11 protein-coding genes and 1 pseudogene are annotated in these 26,251 nt (G+C 42.2%); 11 read left to right on the top strand and 1 reads right to left on the bottom strand.

From position 1 onward, the window contains the following. Positions 1-155 precede the first annotated feature (155 nt). The 8 genes and pseudogenes from QVP67_RS03645 (at position 156) to QVP67_RS03610 (ending at position 15,615) form a co-directional block, all read left to right on the top strand. Positions 156-2,669, top strand: coding sequence for a glycosyl hydrolase family 8 (locus QVP67_RS03645; RefSeq protein WP_022162195.1), 2,514 nt, complete (start codon positions 156-158; stop codon positions 2,667-2,669). A gap of 69 nt (positions 2,670-2,738) precedes the next feature. Next, positions 2,739-4,421 (top strand): annotated as a pseudogene (locus tag QVP67_RS03640) (glycoside hydrolase family 97 N-terminal domain-containing protein); the annotation flags it as partial. Further along, positions 4,422-5,522 carry a glycoside hydrolase family 97 catalytic domain-containing protein gene (locus QVP67_RS03635; RefSeq protein WP_288179875.1) on the top strand — a complete coding sequence of 367 codons (1,101 nt, stop codon included), beginning with the start codon at positions 4,422-4,424 and terminating at the stop codon, positions 5,520-5,522. It abuts the pseudogene before it with no gap. Positions 5,523-5,538: 16 nt separating this feature from the next. After that, the gene (locus QVP67_RS03630; RefSeq protein ID WP_022162193.1) at positions 5,539-7,485 is read left to right on the top strand and encodes a glycoside hydrolase family 97 protein; all 1,947 of its coding nucleotides are present in this window, start codon (positions 5,539-5,541) and stop codon (positions 7,483-7,485) included. 16 nt (positions 7,486-7,501) lie between these two features. Next, positions 7,502-8,614 (top strand): esterase, encoded by a 1,113-nt coding sequence (locus QVP67_RS03625; RefSeq protein WP_022162192.1) that lies wholly within the window; start codon positions 7,502-7,504, stop codon positions 8,612-8,614. 238 nt (positions 8,615-8,852) lie between these two features. Continuing rightward, positions 8,853-9,728: an alpha/beta hydrolase gene (locus QVP67_RS03620; RefSeq protein WP_022162191.1), complete on the top strand. Its 876-nt coding sequence runs from the start codon at positions 8,853-8,855 to the stop codon at positions 9,726-9,728. 28 nt (positions 9,729-9,756) lie between these two features. Beyond that, positions 9,757-12,372 (top strand): glycoside hydrolase family 31 protein, encoded by a 2,616-nt coding sequence (locus QVP67_RS03615; RefSeq protein ID WP_022162190.1) that lies wholly within the window; start codon positions 9,757-9,759, stop codon positions 12,370-12,372. Positions 12,373-12,378: 6 nt separating this feature from the next. Beyond that, complete coding sequence (locus QVP67_RS03610; RefSeq protein ID WP_022162189.1) at positions 12,379-15,615, top strand: glycosyl hydrolase family 95 catalytic domain-containing protein; 3,237 nt, start codon at positions 12,379-12,381, stop codon at positions 15,613-15,615. Between the two features lie 109 nt (positions 15,616-15,724). On the opposite strand, the gene QVP67_RS03605 is transcribed toward QVP67_RS03610, so the two are convergent. Continuing rightward, the gene (locus QVP67_RS03605) at positions 15,725-19,858 is read right to left on the bottom strand and encodes a hybrid sensor histidine kinase/response regulator transcription factor (protein WP_022162188.1); all 4,134 of its coding nucleotides are present in this window, start codon (positions 19,856-19,858) and stop codon (positions 15,725-15,727) included. 672 nt (positions 19,859-20,530) lie between these two features. Here QVP67_RS03605 and QVP67_RS03600 point away from each other — a divergent pair. From QVP67_RS03600 to QVP67_RS03590, 3 genes are all read left to right on the top strand, one after another. Beyond that, the gene (locus QVP67_RS03600) at positions 20,531-23,257 is read left to right on the top strand and encodes a heparinase II/III domain-containing protein (protein WP_441293829.1); all 2,727 of its coding nucleotides are present in this window, start codon (positions 20,531-20,533) and stop codon (positions 23,255-23,257) included. A gap of 114 nt (positions 23,258-23,371) precedes the next feature. Next, positions 23,372-24,823, top strand: a complete 1,452-nt coding sequence (locus QVP67_RS03595; RefSeq protein WP_022162186.1) for a glycosyl hydrolase family 28 protein — start codon at positions 23,372-23,374, stop codon at positions 24,821-24,823. 203 nt (positions 24,824-25,026) lie between these two features. Next, on the top strand, positions 25,027-26,172 hold the full coding sequence (locus tag QVP67_RS03590; protein WP_022162185.1) for an acyltransferase family protein: 1,146 nt from the start codon (positions 25,027-25,029) through the stop codon (positions 26,170-26,172). Positions 26,173-26,251: the final 79 nt, after the last annotated feature.

Raw genomic sequence — 26,251 nt, 5'->3', positions numbered from 1 at the left:
CAATGTTTTAACGAGGAAAAGTCAATCCTTTTGCAAGAATAAAATAATGCTTGGATAGAGGTGAAGCAAATGTTGACAGTTTTTATGTGAATGAAAGAGCCCTGTCAGGTGTTGAAAGAACTATGAATATTTTACACAAACATCAATATATAAATATGAAAGGCATCCATCAAATAGTTTTCTTACTGTTTGTTTATGCAGGTAGTATGATGGCACAAAATCCAATTATCAGAGATCATTTTTCGGCCGATCCTACAGCACGGGTATTCGAAGGTAAAATGTATCTTTATCCTTCTCATGATATTCCCAGCCCTATTGAACGGCTGAAGGAGTGGTTCTGTATGGCCGATTATCATGTGTATTCGTCCGACGATTTAGTCGATTGGACAGATCATGGAGTGATTGTGACTCAAAATCGTATTCCGTGGGTTCAGCCAGATTCCTATTCTATGTGGGCTCCCGATTGTGTTTATAAAGCAGGAAAATACTACTTTTATTTTCCTTCTACTCCGCGAGGAGAAGGAAAACGTGGTTTTGCAGTAGGGGTAGCCATTGCAGACAAACCTTATGGACCGTTTGTTCCACAACGCCGTGCGATAGAAGGAGTGAATGGTATAGATCCTTGCGTCTTGGTCGATCGTGATGGACAAAGTTATATCTATTGGGCAGGACGAGGATTACAGGTTGCAAAGTTGAAAGAAAATATGGTAGAACTGGCTTCGGATCCGATGCAAATAGAGGGAATGCCTGACGGTTTTAAAGAAGGTCCTTTTGCTTTTGAACGAAATGGAAAGTATTATTTTACTTTTCCATGGGTGAAGGATAAGACAGAGACGCTGGCTTATGCCATGGGAGACAGCCCTATGGGGCCATTTGAATTCAAAGGTATTATTATGGATGAATCTCCTTCAGGCTGTTGGACCAACCATCATTCTATTGTGGAGTATAAAGATCAATGGTATCTTTTTTATCATCATAACGATTATTCTCCTGAGTTTGACAAAAATCGTTCGGTCAGAATTGATTCTTTGTCCTTCAATGCTGATGGGACAATTCAGAAAGTAATACCGACCTTGCGTGGTGTAGGCATTACAAAAGCCCGATCGAGAATTCAGATAGACAGATATAGCCAGATAAGTCCTACGGGTGTTTCCATTTCATTTATCAATAATAGTAATAAGTTTGAAGGATGGAAAAGTGTTTTTACCCGGAAAAAGGCTTGGATACGTTATAATCGGGTAGATTTTGGAAAAGAACCTGTTGCGACGATACGTGTGCGTGCTAAATCTGAAAAAGGGGCTACTTTATTGCTTAGTACATCCGAAGGAAGTAGAATAGGACAAATATCTATACCTAAAAGCTCTGATTGGATGGAGGTTACGACAACAGTCAAGAATGCTCCTACTGGCATTTGCGATTTGCAATGCAGCCTTTTTAAAGGAGGACAAGTGGAAGTTGATTGGCTTGGATTTGATGCTTTGCCTTGGGATAAAGGGGCTTTTGCAACACGGAAATATCGGAATTTGTTTGCTGAATTAGGATATAAGGAAACAGATATCAATGCAAAGATAACTTCTGTTTTTAATGATTTATTCTCAGGTCCGAATAAAATTTATTTTGAGGTAGGTGATTCATTAGCTTATATATCTGACCTGAAGAATCATGATGTCCGGACAGAAGGAATGTCGTATGGTATGATGATTGCCGTACAGTTTGACCGACAAGACATCTTTGATCGATTGTGGCGTTGGAGCAAAAAATACATGCAACATCAGGATGGCCCGTTGAAAGGCTATTTTGCTTGGAGCTGTCAGACTGACGGGAAACGCAATGCGCAAGGGCCAGCTTCTGATGGAGAATTATATTATGTAACTTCGCTTATTTTTGCATCCAATCGTTGGGGGAATGATACCGGGATAAATTACTTGGCCGAGGCTCAGAATATATTAGACTGTTCCATGCAAAAAGCTGGGATGGATCGGGTATCGCCCTTGATTAATTTGCAACATCAGCTGATAACTTTTACACCTGATCCATGGGGTGGGAGCTTTACCGACCCATCTTATCATGTTCCGGCTTTTTATGAGGTCTGGGCGCGTTGGGCAGAAGATGGACGGAGCAGTTTCTGGCGTGAATGTGCCGAAAAGAGCCGTGCATATTTACGGAAGTGCATCCATCCTATTACAGGCTTGAATCCGGATTATTGCAATTATGATGGAACTTTACTTGGCAGTAACAGAATCATAGGTGATGCTTTCCGTTTTGATTCATGGCGTGTTCCTATGAATATTGCTTTGGACTATTCATGGGTATGTGCCGATAAGGAATGGCAACAATCCTATGGGAATAGAATTCAGAACTTCTTGTATGCCGAAGGGATTGATACTTTTGTTGACCAGTATAATGTTGATGGTACCCAGGTAAATGAGATTCTTGGTGCAGGAGGATATAAGAAGCTCCGTCATTCGTTAGGTTTGGTTGCTACATCGGCGGCAGTTTCATTAGTTTGTACTCATAGTAAAATCTGTGATTTTATTGATCGGCTGTGGAATGCAGAACATGTACCCTATGATGATGGATACTTCGATGCTTATTACGATGGGTTATTACGTTTGTTTGCATTTATGCATTTAAGTGGCAAGTATCAGATTATTTTTCCCCAAGAATGATAGTAATCTTATAGTTAATATGAGAAAAACATTAATATTTAAGTTATGAATGCGAAGAAAATATTATTAATGTGTTTGGTTGGTATGTGTGCTGTTTTTTCAGCTTATGCCCAACGCACATTTGTTTATGAAGGAAATCCGTTAATAACAGATAAGTTTACAGCCGATCCAGCTCCGTTGGTGCATGATGGCAAATTATATTTATATGTCGGTCATGATGAGTACTATGATGGTCAGGATACGGCATCGGGCGGAAAGGAGTTTAATATAACGGAATGGCTTTGTTATTCTACGGAGGATATGAAGACGTGGACCGATCATGGTTCTGTATTGCGTCCGACCGACTTTAAGTGGGCAGTGGGTGAGGCCTGGGCTTCACAGGTTGTTGAAAAAGATGGCAAATTTTATTATTATACGACAGTTCAAGGAGGAGGAAAATATACAGGAAAAGCGGTTGGCGTGGCTGTTGCTGATACGCCTGTTGGTCCGTTTGTAGATGCTATAGGAAAGCCATTGGTAAGTGATGATATGACGTCCAACGGAGCACGTGGCTGGTGGAATGATATTGATCCGACCGTGCTGATTGAAAAGAACGGACAGGCTTGGTTGTGCTGGGGAAATGGTACATGTTTTATGGCTAAACTGAAGCCGAATATGATTGAACTGGATGGCGAGATTAAAGTTATTGATTTGCCCAAGTATGTAGAAGGTCCTTGGCTTCACGAACGTAATGGTATCTATTATCTGACTTATGCTTCCATGGGGAAAGGGCGTGAAAATATATCTTATGCTACATCGAAAAGTATGGAGGGACCGTGGGAGTATCAAGGTGAACTTACAGGTATGGCAGAAAACAGTTTTACTATTCACCCGGGTATTGCTGAGTTTAAAGACAAGTGGTATTTGTTTTATCATAATGCTGTGCTTACTATTGATGGTCATAAAGGAGCTATCGGACGCCGTTCAGTTTGTGTGGATGAGCTCTTTTACAATGAAGACGGTACAATGAAGTATGTTGAGCAAACCCGTTCCATCTCTTCTCCTAATGGAAAGATACAATTAAAGTATACAACAAGTGCAGAAAACCATCTTTCTTTTGATGTGAATTACATGGATGCGAAGGGGCAACATGAAATATTGTCTATACCTGTTATCGGCATGTATACGCAGGATGGAGGAGGACGTGGGTTGATACTGAAAAGTGTTAGTCAACCCCGCCTTGTAAAGGAAAATTATACAATGCTAACAGGAAAGCGCAAGCACTGTTTCAATGAAGGATTTGAATATGTATATTTGTTTACTGATTCTCTTCGCCGTGAACTGAGATTGAACTTCCGTCTTTATAATGATGGTATTGCTTTCAGGTATGAGTTACCCAAACTTAATCAGGCGGTTCTTTCCGAGGAACTTACTACCTATCGTATTACTGAGGGAACAAAACGTTGGATGCAAAAATATAACTCTGGGTATGAGGATTTTTTTCCAATGACTACAACAGGCGAGAATTCCAATCATCATTGGGGATATCCGGCATTGATTCAAACGGCCGATGATGTTTGGACCTTGATTTCAGAGGCTGGTATTGGCCGACAAAATAGCGCCTCTTCTTTGAAAAATGAACAACTTTTTACTGATTATAAGGTATGTCCTGCTGAGAATACAAAGCCAATTACTGGAAATTGGATTTCACCATGGCGTGTGATGATCATCGGATCGCTGGCTGATGTTGTTGAATCTACTCTGGTCACTGACGTGAGTGCTCCTTGTACTTTGGAAGATACTGACTGGATTCATCCAGGGAATGTCTCATGGATATATTGGGCCTATAATCACGGATCCAAGGATTTTCAGATAGTGAAAAAATACATTGATATGGCTGCTGAGTTAAAATGGCCTTATGTATTGATTGACTGGGAATGGGATGTGATGGAAAATGGTGGCACAATTCAAGATGCATTGAAGTATGCAGAGCAACGTGGTGTGCGTACTCTTTTGTGGTATAATTCTTCTACGGCTTGGATAAACAACGGTGCAGCCGGTCCACTGTTTAAGTTGAATTCTCCGGAAAATCGTGAAAAAGAATTTGCTTGGCTGGAAGAAAATAAGGTGGCAGGAGTAAAAATCGATTTTTTTGCGGGTGATACGGAAGAAACAATGGCCTATTGCCTGGATCTGTTAGAGGCAGCTGCCAAACATCATTTGCTTGTGAATTTTCACGGTGCAACAATTCCGCGTGGGTGGCAGCGTACATATCCTAACCTAATGTCGGTAGAAGCTGTTTACGGTGCAGAATGGTACAATAATGCTCCTGTACTTACCAATAAAGCTGCTTCTCATAACACTACTTTACCGTTTACGCGCAATGTGGTAGGTCCTATGGATTATACTCCTTGCACTTTCTCTGATTCACAGCATCCGCATATTACGACACATGCACACGAGCTGGCATTGATGGTTGTGTTCGAATCGGCCTTACAACATTGGGCTGATCGTCCGGAAAGCTATCTGATACAACCTGAATCGGTGAAGAATTTTATGGGGCAACTGCCTACAGTGTGGGATGATACACATTTGATTTCAGGTTATCCCGGTGAATATGTTGTGATGGCTCGTCAAAAGGGTGATGCTTGGTATATTGCAGGGCTGAATGGTACTGATCAGGAAAAAATGTTGGACCTCGATTGGAAATTCCTTAAGAATGGTAAGTATCAGGTTACTCTGTTTCAAGACAGTGGTAATAAGGAACAGCAGTGGAAAGTATCGTCTGAAATGAAAGATTTATCTCAGCTTCCCAACCAGATGAACTGTTTGGCACGTGGAGGTTTTGTGGCAGTAATTAAACCAACCAATTAAATATAAAATACGAAAAATGAATAAAAGTACAATTTTATTATGTTCTTGTCTTTTGTGGACGGCCTCGGCCTTTGCCATAGAGAAAAATGTTTCCAGTCCTGATGGAAAAGTAGTTGTAGCAGTGTCCGATGAGGGCGGAGTTCCATCCTATAGTGTAACATACAATGGCATACCTTTTTTGCTGAAGTCTCCTTTGGGAATAGAGACAAATCTGGGGAATTATACGTCTCAGATGGAGTTGTCTTCAGCATCAGAAAATCAGGCTCTGAATGAAACATACCAGTTGCCGAATATTAAGCAGAGTCATGTAGAATATCAGGCCAATCGTCAAGTCTTTACATTCTCAAAAGATGGAAAGAAAATTTATGATGTCATATTTCAGGTAAGCAATCGGGATGTTGCTTTCAGGTATAAACTCTATCCGCAAAAGCAGACTTTGTGTTGTGTGGTATTAAAGGAAGCTACTGGCTTTACAATGCCGCAGGGAACGACTACATTTATGTGTCCGCAGAGTAAGCCGATGGGAGGTTTTGCACGGACTTCTCCAAGTTATGAAACAGGTTATACTCCCGATGATGCGATAGGCAAGAACGGCTGGGGAGAAGGATATACCTTCCCTTGTCTGTTCCGACTGAATGAAAACGGTTGGGTGTTGATTTCCGAGACTGGAACGGATGGTGGCTATTGCGGCTGCCGTTTGCTGGGTCAGGAGAATGGACTTTATACGATAGGTTTCCCGCAAGAAGGCGAGATGAATGGAAATGCTTCTGTCTATCCGGGTATGGCATTACCAGACGAAACTCCCTGGCGTACGATTACGTTAGGAGAGACGTTGGCTCCGATTGTAGAGACTACTGTAGCTTTTGATGTGGTAAAGCCTAAGTACGAAGCTTCTAAAAAATATGAGTATGGTAAAGGCTCGTGGAGTTGGATAATTGGTATGGATGTAAGCACCAACTATGAAGAACAGCTTCGTTACATCGATTTTTCGGCAGCAATGGGTTATCAGTCAGTTTTGATTGATGCTCTGTGGGATAAGCAGATAGGATATGATAGAATTGAAGAATTAGCCAAATATGGTGCCAAGAAGGGAGTTGCTCTTTACCTGTGGTATAATTCAAATGGTTATTGGAACGATGCTCCGCAAAGTCCACGTGGCATTATGGATAATGCTATTGCCCGTCGTCGCGAAATGGCTTGGATGAAGAAAGTTGGCATCAGAGGTATAAAAGTCGATTTCTTTGGTGGTGATAAACAAGCCACGATGCAACTTTATGAAGATATATTGGCTGATGCAAACGATTATGGTCTGTTAGTCATTTTCCATGGCTGTACTTTGCCTCGTGGTTGGGAACGTATGTATCCTAATTATGCAGCAAGCGAGGCTGTATTGGCGAGTGAAAACTTGCATTTTTCTCAAGGAAGTTGCGATGCTGAAGCGTTTAATGCCTGTTTGCATCCTTTTATCCGCAATACGGTAGGTAGCATGGATTTTGGCGGAAGTGCTTTGAACAAATATTATAATGCGAAGAACGAACCAAGAGGAAGCCGTCGTGTAACATCAGATGTATTTGCTTTAGCAACAGCAGTTCTGTTCCAAAGTGCCGTACAGCATTTCGCTTTGGCTCCAAATAATCTGACCGATGCGCCTGCGTGGGCTATTGATTTCATGAAACAAGTGCCTTCTACCTGGGATGAAGTCCGTTTCATTGACGGTTATCCTGGTAAATATGTTGTTTTGGCTCGTCGTCATGCCGATAAGTGGTATATTGCAGGTATCAGTGCACAAAAAGAAACATTGAAGTTGAAAATCAAATTACCCATGTTTACAGCAGGGGAAGAACTTCAATGCTACAGTGATGACAAGAAATTGGAGGGTAGTGTGAAATCCTTTAAGTTGAACAAGAAACAAGAAGTCGAAATCACAATACCTGAAAATGGAGGATTGGTCATAACCAAATAACTAAGTGAGAAAAGCAATGATGAATAAATGTATATTGACAAGTTGTGTTGCTTTGCTATGGTGCCTGCTTTTGCAGGCACAGGGCAACCCTTGGAATAATCCTGTGGTATCTCCTAAAGTTGGTCCGAATGGTGAAGTTACATTTGCTATTCAGGATGCTCATGCCAAGCGAGTCGAGTTGAGCGGTCAGTTTATGGACGGACTCCGTTCGCTGACAAAAGGTGAGAATGATGTTTGGAGCGTTACAGTAAAGATTGATAAGCCGGACATTTATCCGTATTCATTTATTGTGGATGGTGTGCAAGTGGGCGACCCAAGCAATATGCTTTTGTTTCCGAATGAGCGTTTCAAGGCAAGTCTGCTCGAAATGCCCGATTCGTCAGCATTATATACGGTGAACGATGTGCCTCATGGCAAAGTGTCATATTGCATTTATTCATCTAATGTATTGGGCATGAACCGTCCGTTGCTGGTTTATACACCAGCGGGTTATGAAGCTGGAAAAAAACAATATCCGGTATTATATTTAGTCAGCGGAACGACCGATACGGAGGAAACCTGGTTTAAAGTAGGACGTGTAAATACGATATTGGATAATCTGATAGCGCAGGGAAAGGCCGAACCGATGATTGTAGTCATGCCTTATGGCTATATGATGAACGGCACTCCTATGCCATCGTCGATGGAGGCTGCAGAAATGTATACTGTATTTTCGGAGGAGATGGTTAAGTGTGTCATTCCTTTTGTAGAGTCTTCTTTCCGTGTACGTACCGATAGGGAAGGACGTGCCATTGCCGGTTTCTCCCGAGGAGGAGGTCAGTCTTTGTTTACCGCTTTTTCTCATTTGGATAAATTTGCCTGGCTGGCATCATACAGTGCTTATCTTACTCCGCAAGTGATGGACCATTATTTCAAGGAACTGATGGTTCCTTCTTTATCTGAGTCGAAGTTGAATTTATTATGGTTCGGTGTAGGAAAGTCTGACTTCTTATATCAGGACGTGATAAAGAATCTGGATTATTTTGACAATAAAGGTATTCGTTATAAAAGTCTGATTACTGAAGGTGGACATACATGGATGAATGCCCGTACGTATTTGGCTGAGACGGTGCAGCAGTTTTTTAAGTGATTTATGTCTGACCACTTGGTTTATTTGGATTTACCCTAATCAGACTGAAAGTTTACTACTGATAAACTGTGAGTTTATTACTAATAAACTGGCGATTTATTACTGATAAACTGACAGTTTACAACTGATAAAACAAAATAAACCGTTATGCTTTTATGAATCAGGTATTTAGTCCGGATCAGCTGGCAGAATGGCAGACAGATGAAACTTTAGTTGAATGGAAAATAGTTTTTTGAATATGAAAAAGATATTGATAGCTTTATTCGTTTGTTTAGGAGGATGTGCATTGCTTCATGCACAGGGATTTCCTCAAAGTCGCATTGTGACCGATACAATTTATAGTGAAGTATTACAGGCTAAACGGGCATATACTGTGTTTTTACCGTTGAGTTTCGATATGGATACTCAAAAGCAGTACCCTGTTCTGTACCTGTTGCATGGCATGTGGGAAAACAACTCCGTATGGGCTAATCGCGGTCATGTAAAAGATGTTATGGACAGATTGACCGCCAGTGGCGAAGCTTGCGAAATGATCATCGTAACTCCTGATGCGGGTGGTGGCAATCCGGAAGTTTTTCAGAATGGCTATTTTGATATGCCGGGCTGGAAGTACGAAACATCCTTTTATACGGAATTCCTGCCTTTCATTGAGAAAAAATATCGTGTGATAGGCGATAAACAGCATCGTGCTATCGCAGGTCTTTCGATGGGTGGCGGTGGTGCCACGGTTTATGGTCAGCATCATACAGATATGTTTTGCGCAGTGTATGCCATGAGTGCTCTGATGAGCATTCCTGAACAGGGAGCAGCCCGTTATGATAATCCCGATGGTAAATTGGCCATTCTGACACGTTCGGTCATCGAAAACAGCAGTGTGGATTATGTACTCAAGGCTGATGAAAGTCGTAAAGCCAACTTGCGTTCAGTAGCTTGGTATGTAGATTGCGGTGATGATGATTTCTTGCTCGATCGTAATATTGAGTTTTATCAGGCGATGCGAAATGCAGGTATACCCTGTCAGTTCAGAGTACGTGATGGCGGTCATGATTGGGAATATTGGCATTCGGCATTGTATCAGTGCTTGCCGTTTGTAAGCCGAATGTTCTTAAGATGAGTGTTACAAATTTGATAAGTCGACAGATATGAAAAATAAAAGTTTGTATGGATTGATTGCTATCCTTTTCTTCACATTCCTTTTTCCAGTAAAGGGGGAATGTGCTGAAAAGGAAAAGCAATCTGAAACAAAGAGTATAGATGTACTTATACAAGGCGATACACTTCGTTTGCTTCCTTTAGCCGATAATGCCGTCAGGGTGCAATATAAGAAGGGCGAATCGCGCAAGTTGCCTGAATGGGTATATGTAGGTACGTCATGTCCTCAGTATAAAGTGAAAGAGAACAAGGAAACAGTTGAAGTACAATTGGAACAGATGTCGGTAATTTGCGAAAAGCTGAGTGGACGACTGACTTTCCTGAATAAAAAAGGTCAGAAGATTGTTTCAGAAATTGATACGAAGCTGAGTCCTGCTGTTATACAGGGAGAAAATACCTATTGTGCAGAATTGCATATAGACTCCCCGGAAGACGAAGCTTTGTTCGGGTTAGGGCAATTTCAAGATGGATATTTGGACGTGCGTGGACTTTCAAGAAGATTGACACAAGTTAACACCCAGATTTCTATTCCTTTTTTCTATTCAAGTCGTGGTTTCGGACTGTTGTGGAACAATTATGGTATGACCGAATTTAATCCAGCCGATCAGAAAGTCGAGTTTCAGAAAAAAGGTGCGGTGGGGGATAAGGTTACTGTAAATGTCACTTCAACAGAAGGTGGAAAAGCAGAAGTACGCGAAAGCAATGTCTTTGTTTCTACATTGACTGTGCCGGAAAAAGGTAAATATGCATTGTTGCTGGATGTCGGACAGAAAATGGCCAGAAGCCATCATCTGGAAATTGATGGAAAGAAAGTGTTAGAGATGAAGAATCTCTGGCTTCCGCCTACAGCCTCTACCATTGTCGAGTTGGAAGCTGGTACTCATCAGTTGCAAGCTCGTCTGGAAAAGGATGATAAGCCTGTTTTATATTATAAAAAAGTAGATAACGAAACTGTGCTTCGTTCGCCCGTAGCAGCATGTGTCGACTATACCATATTTATAGGTGAGGCAGACGATGTTATTGCTTCTTATCGGAACTTGACAGGTAACGCTCCTCTGATGCCTCAGTGGGCATTGGGATATATTCATTGTCGGGAACGTTTCCATTCGCAGGATGAAATATTGGCTACAACAAAGAAATTCCGTGAAAACAAACTGCCGCTGGACCTCATTGTTCAGGATTGGCAGTATTGGGGACGTTACGGATGGAATGCCATGCGTTTTGATGAAAGTTTCTACCCGGATCCTAAAAAACTGGTAGACGAATTGCATGCGATGAATACTCGTTTGATGCTTTCTGTATGGTCTAAAATCGATCCGCAAAGTGAGGTCGGTAAGGAAATGATGCAGAAAGGATATTATATCGATCAGACATCTTGGATTGACTTTTTTAATCCGAATGCTGCGGCTGGTTATTGGAGTAATTTCAGTAACCGTCTACTGAAACCTTATGGCATAGATGCCTGGTGGCAGGATGCTACCGAGCCGGAAAATGACGATTTGGAAGGAAGAAAGGTGATGGATAATACCTTGCTGGGCGAGTTTGTACGTAATATTTATCCGTTGATGGTCAACAAGACGGTGTATGAAGGTAGTCGGAAAGATGCTCCTGAACATCGTACAATGATATTGACCAGAAGTGGCTTTTCCGGAATACAGCGTTACGGAGCTGCCTTATGGTCAGGGGATGTTGGAAATGATTGGGAAACATTACGAAGACAAATCACTGGCGGACTTAGCCTTATGACTTCCGGAATACCTTGGTGGACTTATGATGCTGGTGGTTTTTTCCGTCCGTATAACCAATATAACGATCCTCGGTTCCATGAGCGTTTTATCCGTTGGCTGCAAATATCAACTTTCTTGCCTTTGATGCGTGTTCATGGATATATGACTGATACCGAGTTTTGGAATTACGGTGAGGAGGTTGTGCGTCTGGCAAGTTATTCTTTGAATCTGCGTTATCGACTTTTGCCATATATCTATTCGGGAAATGCAAATATTGCTTTACGGGGTGGAACACTGATGCGTCCGTTAGTGATGGATTTTCGAACAGATCCGGAAGCGCTGAAACAAAAGTATCAGTATATGTTTGGGCCTGCTCTGCTGGTAGTTCCTGTTGTGGATGAGAATATAAAGGAACAGGAGGTGTATTTGCCTGAAAACAAAGGTGGCTGGTATGATTTCTATACGGGACAGAAAATGGAAAAGACCTCTGGAAATGTTCGTGTACCTGTCGTGATGGAGCATATTCCAGTTTTTGTAAAAGCAGGTTCTGTATTACCCTTGTCCGAAGCTTGTCAATATTCGGGTGAAGTGGCTAATAAGCCTTGGGAAATCAATATTTATCCGGGAGCAGACGGTAAGTTTGAAGTATACGAGGACGAAGGTATCAATTATGAGTATGAAAAAGGAAAATATGCTACGTTTACAATCGAATGGAAAGACAAGCAAAATAAAGTGATTTTGCATCCGCGTAAGGGAAATTATTCAGGAATGCCCGTTCAGCGTAATCTGAAGATTGTGAAAATGGATCCTACGTCTAAAGATGGAAAGATTGTAAAGGAGATAGTTTATAACGGTGAAAAGCAAATTATAAAATTATAAGATATTATGAAGAAGTTAAAAGCTTTGCTATGCATGTCATTGTTGAGTGTGGCAATGGTTGCACAGGATAAGGACTTCCATGTTTATCTTTGTCTGGGACAATCGAATATGGAAGGCAATGCAAAAATTGAGGCACAAGATACTTGTGGCGTTGACGAGCGGTTTAAGGTAATGGCTGCAGTCGACTGTCCTGACTTGGGACGGCAACAGGGTGAATGGTATACGGCTGTTCCTCCTTTAGCTCGTTGCTATACAGGGTTGACTCCTGCCGATTATTTCGGTCGTACGATGGTAGCCAATCTTCCAACGAGAATCAAGGTCGGAGTCATCAATGTGGCTGTAGGTGGTTGTAAGATTGAGCTGTTTGATAAAGATCATTATAATGAATATATTGTTTCGCAGCCCGACTGGATGAAAAACATGGTGAAAGAATATGGAGGTAATCCTTATGGCCGTTTAGTCGATTTGGCTCGTCAGGCGCAGAAGCAAGGTGTCATTAAAGGCATTTTGTTACATCAGGGAGAATCGAATACGGGTGATAAGGAGTGGCCTCGGAAAGTGAAGAAAGTATATGAAAGTCTGTTGAGTGATCTCAATCTGAAGGCTGAAGATGTTCCTTTGTTGGCTGGAGAGGTGGTACATGCTGATCAGAAGGGAGCTTGCGCCAGTATGAATGCAATTATAGATACATTGTCGCGAGTGATTCCTACTGCTCATGTTATTCCCTCGGCTGGATGTCCGGTTGCAAAGGACCATTTACATTTTACGGCAGAAGGTTATCGTATATTGGGTACTCGCTATGCATCTACCATGTTGTCTTTATTGGGATATGATGCTTTACGCGATGAAACTATGGGCCCACGGATGAAATTGTGGTATACGCATCCGGCACGTAATTGGACTGAGGCGCTTCCTTTAGGTAATTCCCGTCTTGGAGCAATGATCTTTGGAGGTGTTGGCAGTGAAGAACTACAGTTGAATGAAGAAACGTTCTGGGCAGGAGGTCCTTATAGTAATAACAATCCGAAAGGGCGCGAAGCTTTACCCAAAATACGTGAATTGATCTTTCAGAATAAGTTTGGCGAAGCCCAAAAGATGATCGATGATAACTTCAATACTCCTCAAAACGGTATGCGTTATCTGACGTTAGGCAGTTTGTTCCTCAACTTTCCGGGGCATGAAAATCCGTTGAATTATTATCGCGATCTGGATATAGAGAAAGCGGTTGCCACGGTTCGGTACGAGGTTGATGGAGTGGTATATAAACGTACAGCCTTTTCTTCTTTTACAGACGATGTGATTATTGTCCGTATTGAAGCAGACAAGGAAAAAGCTTTGAACTTTTCGGTAGCTTATAAATGTCCGTTAGAATCAGTTATATCGGCCAAGGGTAATAAACTTACTATGCAATGCAAAGGCTGCGAGCAAGAAGGTATTCCAGCAGCTTTAAATGCCGAATGCCAGATACAGGTGAAAACCAATGGTAAGGTGAAAGGGGATGGTGAGAAATTATCAGTTTCCGGTGCTACTACAGCAACATTGTACATATCGGCTGCCACCAATTTTATAAATTATAACGATGTCAGCGGTAATGCGTCCAAACGTGTTGCTGATAAAATGAAGAAAGCCCTTAAAGTATCATATGCAGATGCTTTGGCTTCCCATACAGCTGCTTATCAGAAACAGTTCGGGCGGGTATCGTTTACACTTCCGTCTACCGATGCTTCAAAAAAAGAAACCGATATACGTGTACGTGACTTTAATAAGACTGATGATCAGAATCTGACAACATTGCTTTTCCAGTACGGGCGTTATCTGTTGATTTCTTCTTCACAGCCAGGAGGACAACCGGCCAATCTGCAAGGATTATGGAATCAAAGCATGTATGCTCCATGGGATAGTAAATATACTATTAACATCAATACAGAAATGAATTATTGGCCTGCTGAGGTAACCAATCTTTCTGAGACCCACGAACCTTTGTTTAAGATGCTGACAGAATTGGCTGTGAAAGGAGGAGAAACCGCCCGTGAACTTTATGGGGCTAAAGGATGGGTTGCTCATCACAACACAGACATATGGAGGGCGTGTGGGCCTGTAGATGGAGCTTATTTTGGCATGTGGCCTAATGGCGGGGCTTGGCTGGCTCAACATCTGTGGCAGCATTATCTGTTTACCGGTGATCAGGCTTTTCTGAAACAATACTATCCGATATTAAAAGGTACTGCAGATTTTTATATGAGCCATCTTGTAGAGCATCCGAAATATGGCTGGTTAGTGACCGCTCCATCTATGTCGCCCGAACATGGTTATGCCGGTCCGAGTAGCATCACAGCTGGATGTACTATGGACAATCAGATAGCATACGATGCTTTATATAATACTTTATTGGCTACCCGTACGTTGGGTGGAGATAAAACTTATGCCGATTCTTTGGAGCAGACATTGCGGCGTTTGCCGCCTATGCAGATAGGCCGTTACAATCAGTTGCAGGAATGGCTTGTCGATGCAGATGATCCGAAAGACCAGCATCGTCATATTTCTCATTTGTATGGACTTTATCCGAGCAATCAGATTACTCCTTCTCAAAGTCCTTTGCTGTTTCAGGCTGCACGTAATACGTTGCTTCAGCGTGGTGATATGGCTACTGGCTGGAGTATTGGTTGGAAGATTAATTTCTGGGCACGTATGCTCGATGGTAATCATGCATACCGTATCATACGGAATATGCTTTGCCTGTTGCCTGGTGATGATAAACAAAGGGAATACCCTGAGGGACGTACTTATCCCAACCTTTTCGATGCTCATCCACCTTTCCAGATTGATGGTAATTTCGGTTATACGGCGGGAGTTGCCGAGATGCTTTTGCAGAGTCACGATGGAGCAGTTCATTTGTTGCCGGCTGTACCTGAAGAGTGGAGTGAGGGTGCTGTAAAAGGTTTAGTTGCTCGTGGAGGTTTTGAAGTTGATATGGATTGGGAAGGCGGACAGCTGCTTCAAGCAAAGATTCATTCCCGCATTGGAGGAGTGTTACGCCTGCGTTCATATGTACCATTGAAAGGAAAAGGCCTGAAAGTTGCAGAAGGGGCATGTCCTAATCCATTGAATGCTCCTGCTACACTTTTGACCAAGCCTTTGGTTTCTAAAGAACTGAAATCGCCAGAACAACCAATATTATATCAAATTTATGAGTATGATATCGAAACACAACCTGGTGAAGAGTATATTGTAGAACGTGAATGAGAGATCTGATCCTTTATTTTAGAAAAAGATAAAATATAAAAAGAACCATATTAAGCTCAATGTGAGTAAAATATGGTTCTTTTTGTATTATGCCGTAACAACTATGGTTTTATTTTTCAGCTTTTTCCTCTTTGTCGCTATCTGCCTTTTCTTCTATATTCTCTTCTTTTTGATAACGTTCCATATATGCTGACGGTGATATGCCGAAAAGCTCTTTGAATGAGGTTGAAAAATAAGTGGTACTGGTAAATCCGGTCATTATCGCTACTTCTGTGATGTTACGGTGTTTATCAGCCAACAAAGCAGCAGCTTGTTTCAGACGCAAATTTTTTATAAGTTCACGTGGAGCTTGGTTAGTCAGTTCCTTTAATTTCCGATGCAGATGTACACGGCTGATTCCAACTTCTTGCGCTATCATTTCAACATTCAGATCTGGGTTACCGATGTTATCATTTATCATTTTCATTACACGGTCAAGTAGTCTCTCATCGGGCGAATCTGCATCAATCTTTTGCAGGCGTTCTTCCTGCTCTTGATTGCCAGTGAAGTTATTTTTCAGAATCTCACGGCTCCTAATGAGGTTGGTGACAGTTCTTTTGAGAATTTCGATACTAAAAGGTTTCATGATATAGGCATCTGCTCCCATTTCCAAGCCTTCCAAATTGTCTTCTTCGCGTGTTTTGGCTGTCAGCAGTATCACTGGTATGTGGTTGATATTGATATTCTGTTTTATTTTTCGGCATAAAGTAAGTCCATCCATTTCCGGCATCATGATGTCGCTGATGACAAGATCTGGAGGTGTTTTTGCAAAAATCAGATTCATGGCCTCTTTCCCGTTGGGGCACTCTTTTACATGAAATTCTGTACTTAATTCCTGAGCGATGTATTGTCTGATCTCCTTGTCGTCTTCTACAATAAGAACCTGATATTTGGTTTTAGTTCTGGGTTTGTTCTTATCGTTTTCTTCTTCATATTCAAAGCCTGCAGGCAGAGTGTTGGAAGTTGATTCCGATATGATAATATCTTCCGATGGCGTATCATCTATTTCTTCAGCTTTCAAGTGTTTTCTGCCCATGGGAAGGCGGATAATGAAGTGGCAGCCAGGTCCTTTGACATTATTTTCTGCCATGATAATACCGTGGTGTAGTTCCACCAGTGAGCGCGTCAGGTGAAGTCCTATTCCACTGCCTATAGTCGACTTGGTCTGACTGTTTCGTATTTGGTAAAAACGGTCAAATATACGTTCAATATCCTCTTGTTTGATGCCAATGCCTGTATCTTCTATGATAATTTCAAAATAATGCCGCAAAGCAGGTTGGGCGCTTTCTGGATCTTCGCCTGTATGTAGGTAGATAGATATTTTCCCATTTTCAGGAGTAAATTTGAATGCATTTGACAGTACATTCAGTATGATTTTATCAAAGTTCTTGGGATCTATCCAAGCGTTCAGCATTTCGAAATCAGGTTGGAATATAAATTCGATATGTTTAGCATTAGCCTGATATTCAAAAGTCTGGTATTGATCGCGTATAAAGGAAACAATATCTGTTTCATGGAATTTTAGCTGCATTTGTCCTTTATCGATTTTCCGGATGTCCATAAGCTGGTTTACCAGATGCAGAATTCGTTCGGCATTACGATAGATCATTTTATATGTCTGTTGCCGTGTTTCGTCTGCATCGTTGGTTATCAGTTTTTGTAACGGACTAATGATAAGTGACATCGGCGTCCGTATCTCATGCGAGATGTTGATAAAGAATTGCAGTTTGGCTTCGTGTAGCTGTTCGTTATGGATATGTTCAAGCATCTTTTGACGTGCGATGTAGCGTTGTCGTACTTGATATGCAATAGTACCGATAACTGCACAGACTATGATCACATAAATAATTTGTGCCCACCAGGATGAATACCAGGGTGGGGAAATGATGATAGTTATTGCTTTGATATCCGAATATGAATTATAATCTTTCGATTTTACTTGAAATTTATATTTGCCGGGAGCCAAATCGCTGAACGAAACTCGATTACTTCCTTGTTGTAGATTGACCCAATGGCTATTGTTGAAGCTATATGCATAACTGATTCGTTCGGGGCTGTAGAATTCCATGGCCGAGAACTCAATACTGAAAGAATTGTCTTTATGAGACAGATGGAAAGTTGTTGCATCGGGAACAGATGCTTTTACAATATCATATCTGCCTGATTTCATCCCCAATCTTACTTGTCGGTCGTGGATATAGAAATCTGCAATGCGGATTTCTGGCTTTTTATTGTGATTGATGATTTTTAGAGGGTCAAAGATGGTTACTCCTCCTGTTCCGCCGAATATCAGTTTGTTTTCTGTGGCAAAGGCGGTTCCTTTGGTAAATTCATTACCTTGTAATCCATCGCTAGCGTAGAAATTTACGAAATTGTTTGCTTTTTTATCGAAATGGGATATTCCGAAGTTTGTACTGATCCATAGATGATCTTCTGAGTCTCCTTTTATCGCTGAAATGGAGTTACTTGGTAGTCCGTCCTTCATACCATATTCTTTGATTTCTCCAGTTTCGGGAGTCAGACAGCGCAATCCTTGTGCCGTTCCTATCCAAATTAGTCCTTCTGCATCTTCGTAAAGTGCGTAAATGACTTCGCCTGTCAGAAGTCGGTTTACTTTGTACGTTGTAGCAAAATTCATGGTAGGTATGTCGAGACAGCCCAAACCGTCATAAGTACCTATGTATAGTTTATCATTACGGGTATGGAGCAGACAGTTTATCCATCTGTTGTGCAGCATATTGCCGTCCGAGCGATATTCCAATCCGTTTTGTGGACTGGGGCAGGTGTATATTTCACCTGTTTTGAGGCTGATACGGTAAAGGCCGGTGCCCATCGTTCCTATCCATAACTGTTGGTGGCTGTCTTCAACGATGCTGTATACACTTTGTACTTTCTCGCCATTGGGCAGTTTCAATTTTACGTAGTCGCAATGTCCGTTGTGTGGATTCATTTTTGCCAGTCCATCGCGATAAGATCCTAGCCATAAGTCATGCTGGGAATCTTCATAAATGCTCATTAAGGTTGGAGAAACGGAATGAGAATCGCTTGAGGGGGTGAAGTGCCGGCAGCTCGAAGCATTAGGGCTAATGCCATAAATACCGTCGTTATCGGTTCCTACCCATAGCGTTCCGTCATGCGACTGGCATACCGACATGACACAGCTGGACCCGATGATATTTTGGGTCGATGATTTGTAACCAATGTAGTTGAAATTGTTGATGATAGTGGGCACTATCATAACTCCTTTTTGGAATAATCCCAGCCAGATATTTCCCTGTTTATCTTTCAGAATAGAATGTACTTTAGATTTTTTGAAATCGAAGCTGGCTGCATTGATATTGCCTTCTTCAATGGTTTGTTTTTCGGTATTGTAGATTCTAAGTCCATTTCCGTCTGTACCGATATAGATTTTATTCTCTATCGGATAAAGGGTTTTGATAGGAAGTGGAGTTTTGTTATATGAAATATGTATGAGCCTTTTTTGCTTGCGGTCGTATCTGAACAGGCCATTTTTCAGGCAGCCTATATATAAGTCCCCTTTATTGTCTTCACAAATGCTTGATGGCCAAATAATTCCATCAGAACTATTGTAGTTGGATATTTTTTTATTTTTGTTTATGTGGAATATACCTTTATCAGGTGTGACTATCCATAATGTCTCGTCATGGTCTTCGTATACATAGTCTACTAAGTAGCTAGGTACTAAATCCAATTGCTGTAGGGCTTCTTTTTTTTCCTGAGCTGGATTAATAATAAATATGCCGTGTCCTGAAGTTCCTATGACAATGTCACCATTTTTACGCTCGATGATAGAAGAAATATTGGCATTTCCATAGTAGTCGCCTGTCGTGAATTTCATGGGAATTGTTGTAAACGATTCGCGTGCACGGTCATACAGCTGAAGTCCTGTCAAGGTACCCACATAAAAATTGTCTTTGCTGTCTTCGAACATAATGCGGGCATAGTTATTCTTTAGTGTGTTTTCGTTTTGAGGATCATTTTTGTAGACTGTGAATTTTGCTGCGTCGTAGCGGTTCAGTCCGTCTTCGGTTGCTATCCATACAACTCCTTCTTTGTCTTGATAGACACTATTTATCATGCTGCTCGACAATTCTTTGTCTGCGGTAAATATTTTGCCTTCTTGTCCGTAGCAAACGATTGCTATACAAAAATAAAGTAATAGAATATGTACTCTCTTTATCATTTTCCCAATATTAACTTTGCAAAGATAAAAAAAGGTGGGTGTTGAGACAAAGGAAAAACAAGTTTTCAGTGTTGTTTCTACAGGCTATTTTTTATTTTTATCCGATTGTCTTTCAATCTTTGTATGTGAAGTAGCTTTCTCCTTTAAATAGGCTATTTATGCGAATTGACTGTTGAAAATGTTTTTTGTACAATTTGAGGATATGTATTTTGCTATTAGAACGATAATTTTAAGATCGATGAATTTTATATGTGCTTGACAAGATAAATTTGTATTCAATATAAAATCAGGCTATCTTCGTATCGAATGTTGCCTACTATTGCATCGAATGTTGCCTACCTTCGATTTGAATGTTGCCTACTATCCCCAAAGGTTTTGGTAATATACGATATATTGTTGGATAATATATTGAAATATAGATATTTATATGTGGATAGGTGGCGGAAGTTGTAAATGTTAAAGTCTTTCTTAACTATTATTCTCATATTGGAATATATTTCACTTTCCAAATCGAGCCATTTTCTTGCAGTCATGATAATGTAAAAATGCAGTAAAACAATCGAAATGGCATAAGCGTGTTGAGTAGAAATACGATTTAATTCGTATCTTTATAAAACAGAAATCAAAATTAAAGATATGAAAAGACTTGAAACGGTATTGGTTTTTCTATGCATGGTGGTTGTGTTATGGTCGCAAAACGGTGTAAATCTGTCACAATTGCCTCAGGAACATCCACGTTATCTTACTACTCCACAGGGTAAGGATGAAACATGGAAGTTGATAGAAAATGAGAGTTGGGCAAAGGACGTATTTGAAAAACTGAAGCAACGTACGGATAAATACACTGAACGGACAGAAAGTCAACCGGATTGGTTGCTGTCGCGATTGGCTATGTACTGGACTTCACATGCAACCGATGTTTATATCAAGGGGGAAGTATTTGACCATGCAGGTGGGCCGAAAGCGCCTGTCCCTACTGTACGTTATACGGGAACCCGTGGAACAGTTGCTACTTATGGACGCCCCCGGTTGGAAGATGTGAAACCGTATGATGATGACGAAGCGGGTAATGTTACCTTTCACAATAATACCTTGCCCGGACGCCCTTTAGAGAAAGTGCATCCTTCTAAAACCGGACGTAATATTGAGAGCCTGAACCGTGAGATTGTTGGGATTGCGCGCGATGCTGCTTTCCTTTATTGGATGACCGATGACGAAAAATACGCGCGACTGGCAGCTGGCGTATTCGATACTTATATGCAAGGCATTTATTATCGTAATGTTCCGGTCGATCTGAATCATGGACATCAGCAAACGTTGGTGGGCATGAGTTCGTTTGAGGTGATTCACGAAGACATTCTTTACGACCTCGTTCCGTTGTACGACTTTCTGTATAATTATCTGAAGGAACATTATGCCGCCAGTATGGAAATCTATGCCGGCGCTTTCAAAAAATGGGCGGACAATATCATTGCCAACGGGGTTCCCCACAACAATTGGAATCTGATGCAGGCCCGTTATGTGATGGATATCGGCCTTGTGCTGGAGGATGATGACGCCTATGAGGACCGTAAAGGGCGTGGATATTATATAGACTATGTACTCAACCGTTCCAGTATCCGTCAATGGAGTTTGAAACGTCTGGCCGATTATGGCTATGACCCTCAAACCGGTATTTGGGCCGAATGTCCCGGTTATAGTAATGTGGTACTGAACGATTATACCAGTTTTACCACTCTTTTCGACCGCAATTTGCATGTCGATCTTATTTCCGAATTACCGGTTATTCCGAAAGCTGTTTCGGCTTTACCTCAATATCTGTTCCCAAATCGTATGATATGTGGCTTTGGTGATACGCATCCGGGATATCTGAACACGACTCCTATTGTCCGTATGATACGGAACGCTCGTGCCAACGGTAAGAAAGAGCAGGAGAACTTTTTCACAGCCATGCTGAAGTGCTTCGATCCTGAGTCGGCTACCCAGGCGGAGACTGCCGGTAAAGTGCCCGTTTCCATTCATTCTTTTTTTGGAGAGAAGCCACTTACTCTTGACGAAAAGACAGCCTCCGGCAAGATTGAAGATTATGTATCTCCTTTATTTTATGCTCCGAACGTGTCGTGGTTGGTACAGCGCAACGGAATGAACCGTCGCCATAGCCTGATGGTTTCTCTAAATAGCAGCGAAGGCAATCACATGCATGCCAATGGTATTTCGATGGAACTATATGGTAAAGGATATGTGCTGGGACCTGATGCCGGTATCGGACAGTACTCATACAGTGGTTTGGATTATTTGGAATATTATTCCCAGTTTCCCAGCCATAATACAGTGTGTGTGGACGGTATATCAAGTTATCCGGTCATGAAGAGTAATCATGCTTTCAAGCTTCAATCCTGTTATCCGGCTCCCGCACTTGCTTCACCTGCTGGTGAAGACAAATTTCCGGCTGTCACTTATAGCGAAGTATATTTCCGTGAGCCGGAAAGCCGTGCTGACCAGACCCGACTGACCGGCATTGTAACTACGGGGGCCGAATCAGGATATTATGTCGATATCTTCCGTAGCCGTAAGGAATTGGGAGGAGACAAGATGCACGATTATTTCTATCATAATCTGGGCCAGACGATGAGTCTGACCGCTTCGGACGGTACCGATCTGCTTTTACAGTCTACCGATAAACTTGCCTTTGCCGGAGCTCATTTATATGCCTATTCTTATTTGTATGATAAGTCGTGTACCCTTACCGATAAGGATATCAAGGCTACCTTTACCGTACAGATGCCGGATAAAGACGATATTTATATGAATATGTGGATGAAAGGTCAGCCACAGCGTACAGTTTTCAAGGCGCTTAGCCCCATGACCGAAGGACTGAGCCGTACTCCGGGCATGCCTTATAATATAAAGGAACAGCCTACGCTTACCTTCGTAGCACGCCAGGAGGGAGAAGCTTGGGATCGTCCTTTTGTGGCAATTTACGAACCTTCGTCTGCCATGGAGCCCAGTCTGATAGAATCTGTCACGTTCCCTGAGGTGACTTCTAATGCAGAGGGCAGTCATGTGGGCATTTGTGTGAAACAGAAGAAAGGACGTACCGATTATATTCTTTCGTCGGACACTGCTGCACATGTATGTAGCATGGGGCAAATGAAAGCGGCTGCTACGTATGCTTTGTGGGGGAAACAAGGTGAAACAGATCACATATTTTTTATGGGTAACGGTACTTATGCGGAAACTCCTCGTCTGACAATAAAGGCTGATAAGAATATAAATGTTCTTTTGGAAAATCTGGATGGAGAATGGTATTATACAGCATCTGGCCCCTGCCGAATTTCTTTAGATGGAAAACAATATATCATCACCCGTGCAACTGAAATAAAAACTCTGTTGCATTAATGGGAAAGTCTACTTTGATTATCTTTTTTCTATTATTTTTCTGAAGATGATTAGGCGTATGTTGAGGAATCTTCGTATAACCTGCAGTACAAACTAAAAAATATGAATATAGAAATGAGATTGAAAAGAACCCTGTTGGTTGCAGGTGCCTTGTTAGGCATTATTTACAATGCCTGGGCACAGAACCGACTGATTACTTATCCCGCTCCCGAAGGCGAGGAGATGAAAAACGACTTTGTTGTCGATGTGCGTGAACCGGGAGGCGAGTGGAAGCAAGTGGATACGTACGCTGTCAAAGTGGATGAAGTAAGAGATACCAAACATCATGTGGAAAAGGCTTCGTTGGGCTATTTCGACTTTTCGGGCGAGGTGGAAGTTAAAGTCCGTTTTTGTCATGGCAACATTGAGACTGCCCGTGTGCGTCCTCTTTCATACGGCATTGTACCGACTGTAACGGATAGTGTGCTGACTTTCCGGTTAGATCGTCCACGCAATCTTTCGGTAGAGGTCAACGGTGATATTTTTCACAATCTTCACTTGTTTGCCAATCCGATTGACGTGAACAATCCGCTGGAAGGAACGACGCTGAAGAAACTGAAGCGGCGTCGTGACCTGATTTATTTCGGTCCCGGTGTACATCGTCTGCCGGGCGATACGTTGAATGTACCGTCTGGAAAGACGGTCTATGTAGCAGGTGGTGCTGTAGTCAAGGGATGTATCCGTGCAGTGAATGTGCGCGATGTCAAGATACTGGGACGCGGAAAAGTGCACCCTGACGGCAGAGGAGCCGGGTTAAGCATTGTCAACTCGAAAAATGTGCTGGTCGAGGGTTTGATTTCTACCCAATGCCCTACGGGCGGTTCGGACAGCGTGACGATACGCAACGTGAAGGTCATCAGTTCCTATGGCTGGGGTGACGGACTGAACGTATTTGCCAGCAACAATGTCCTTTTCGACGGAGTGTTTTGCCGCAATTCGGACGACTGTACCACCGTTTATGGCACACGTATGGGATTCGTAGGCGGATGCCGTAATATTACGATGCAGAACTCTACGCTGTGGGCCGACGTGGCTCATCCCATCTTTATTGGTATTCACGGTAATGTAGAAAATCCAGAGGTGTTGGAGAATCTGAATTACGTAAACATCGACATTCTGGATCATAAAGAGAAACAACTTGACTATCAAGGTTGCCTTGCTATCAATGCTGGCGACAACAACCTGATTCGTCATGTCCGTTTCGAGAATATCCGTATTGAGAATTTCCGTCAAGGCCAGTTGTTGAATCTGCGTATTTTCTATAACAAGAAGTATTGCCAGGCACCGGGCCGAGGTATCGAAGATGTACTTTTCAAAGATATTGTATATACAGGCAGCAATGCGGAGGTCTCGCAGATTATCGGCTACGACAAAGAACGTCGTGTGAAGAACATCCGTTTCGAGAACCTGGTCATTAACGGTGTGCGTATCGCAGATAACATGCCCGGTAAGCCGACCTGGTACAAGACAGGTGACATGGCACGTATCTTTGTAGGTGAACATACCGAGGGAGTGACGTTTGAGTAAGAATGGATCGGTTCTGAAGTTTATGAGTCTTTTGATTTGGTGAATTAAAAGGTGGAAGAATAAAGGAAGAGAAAAAGAGATGTTTTGGGGGTTGCACAATCCGAACTTTCTGTCTATCTTTCGGCTCATTATTGTTTAATTAAGCTCGTTGGTGCGAGGACGTATAGTTCTGTAACTGACGGCTAACAAAACTGATATTTGTTATGAGAAACATCACTTCTTCCGCTTCGTTTGCTGACTCCAAGCCTCATTATGAGATTCTTGACGGATTGAGGGGCGTAGCAGCATTGCTGGTCATCTGGTATCATGTATTCGAAGGTTTTGCAACCAGTCCTGTCGACCAGAGATTCAATCACGGCTATCTGGCTGTCGATTTTTTCTTTGTTCTTTCTGGCTTTGTGGTGGGGTATGCTTACGATGACCGCTGGAAACGGATGAGGCTGGGTGACTTTTTCAAGCGACGCCTTATCCGTTTGCATCCCATGCTGGTAATGGGTGTTCTGTTGGGGGCTTTGTCTTTTATGGTGCAAGGTAGTGTGAAATGGGACGGAACGCCGGTTGCTCTTTCTGATGTGATGTTGGCCACATTGCTGGGTTTGTTTCTGATTCCGGCTCTCCCCGGTTCAGCACCGGAGGTACGTGGAAATGGTGAGATGTTTCCGCTCAATGGTCCCAGTTGGTCACTCTTTTTCGAGTACATCGGCAATGTGCTTTATGCCTTGTTCCTCCGCCGTTTGTCTACAAGGTGGCTGACTGTATGGGTGGTGCTGACAGGGGCTGGACTGGCTTCGTTCGCTTTGTTCAATTTATCAGGATTCGGGCATTTGGGCGTGGGATGGTCGTTGTTGGACTACAATTTGCCCGGTGGTTTGCTGCGTATGATGTTTTCCTTTTCGGTAGGATTACTGATGTCGCGTCTATTCAAGCCTGTACACATTCGGGGGGCTTTCTGGTGGTGCAGTTTGGGAGTAGCCATATTGCTATGTGTGCCTCATTTGGGGACTGGTGGCGCCTGGTGGCATAATGGACTTTACGATTCCCTTTGTGTCCTTTTTGCTTTTCCGTTGTTGGTATGGCTTGGTGCTTCGGGGCAAACGACAGACCATGCCTCCACACGTGTTTGCAAGTTTTTGGGCGATATTTCCTATCCGCTTTATATCATCCATTATCCCTTTATGTATTTGTTCTATGCTTGGGTGTGGCGCAAAGAACTTTCTTTCTCTCAGGCGTGGCCGGTGGCGACAGCTGTATTTTTAGGCAGTATTCTGCTGGCTTATCTTTGTCTGAAGCTGTACGATGAACCGGTTCGTCGGTGGCTTAGCAGAAAGTTCCTTGAACGTAAGTCTTGACCGTACTTATCTTGGGGAGAAATGTGGTGGAATTTGGCTTTTTTTCTATTTTTGCATATTCTTATTTGCTATATAGGCA

Origin of the sequence: Bacteroides sp. CAG:633 (genome assembly GCF_000435115.1) — a bacterium.
Lineage (GTDB): Bacteria > Bacteroidota > Bacteroidia > Bacteroidales > Bacteroidaceae > Bacteroides > Bacteroides ndongoniae.
This window is presented reverse-complemented; position numbering and strand designations above follow the sequence as displayed.

Coding starts and splice junctions, on each gene's coding strand:
- QVP67_RS03645 (WP_022162195.1), top strand. CDS start 156: ATGAAAGGCATCCATCAAATAGTTTTCTTACTGTTTGTTTATGCAGGT.
- QVP67_RS03630 (WP_022162193.1), top strand. CDS start 5,539: ATGAATAAAAGTACAATTTTATTATGTTCTTGTCTTTTGTGGACGGCC.
- QVP67_RS03625 (WP_022162192.1), top strand. CDS start 7,502: ATGATGAATAAATGTATATTGACAAGTTGTGTTGCTTTGCTATGGTGC.
- QVP67_RS03620 (WP_022162191.1), top strand. CDS start 8,853: ATGAAAAAGATATTGATAGCTTTATTCGTTTGTTTAGGAGGATGTGCA.
- QVP67_RS03615 (WP_022162190.1), top strand. CDS start 9,757: ATGAAAAATAAAAGTTTGTATGGATTGATTGCTATCCTTTTCTTCACA.
- QVP67_RS03610 (WP_022162189.1), top strand. CDS start 12,379: ATGAAGAAGTTAAAAGCTTTGCTATGCATGTCATTGTTGAGTGTGGCA.
- QVP67_RS03605 (WP_022162188.1), bottom strand. CDS start 19,858: ATGATAAAGAGAGTACATATTCTATTACTTTATTTTTGTATAGCAATC.
- QVP67_RS03600 (WP_441293829.1), top strand. CDS start 20,531: ATGGTGGTTGTGTTATGGTCGCAAAACGGTGTAAATCTGTCACAATTG.
- QVP67_RS03595 (WP_022162186.1), top strand. CDS start 23,372: ATGAGATTGAAAAGAACCCTGTTGGTTGCAGGTGCCTTGTTAGGCATT.
- QVP67_RS03590 (WP_022162185.1), top strand. CDS start 25,027: ATGAGAAACATCACTTCTTCCGCTTCGTTTGCTGACTCCAAGCCTCAT.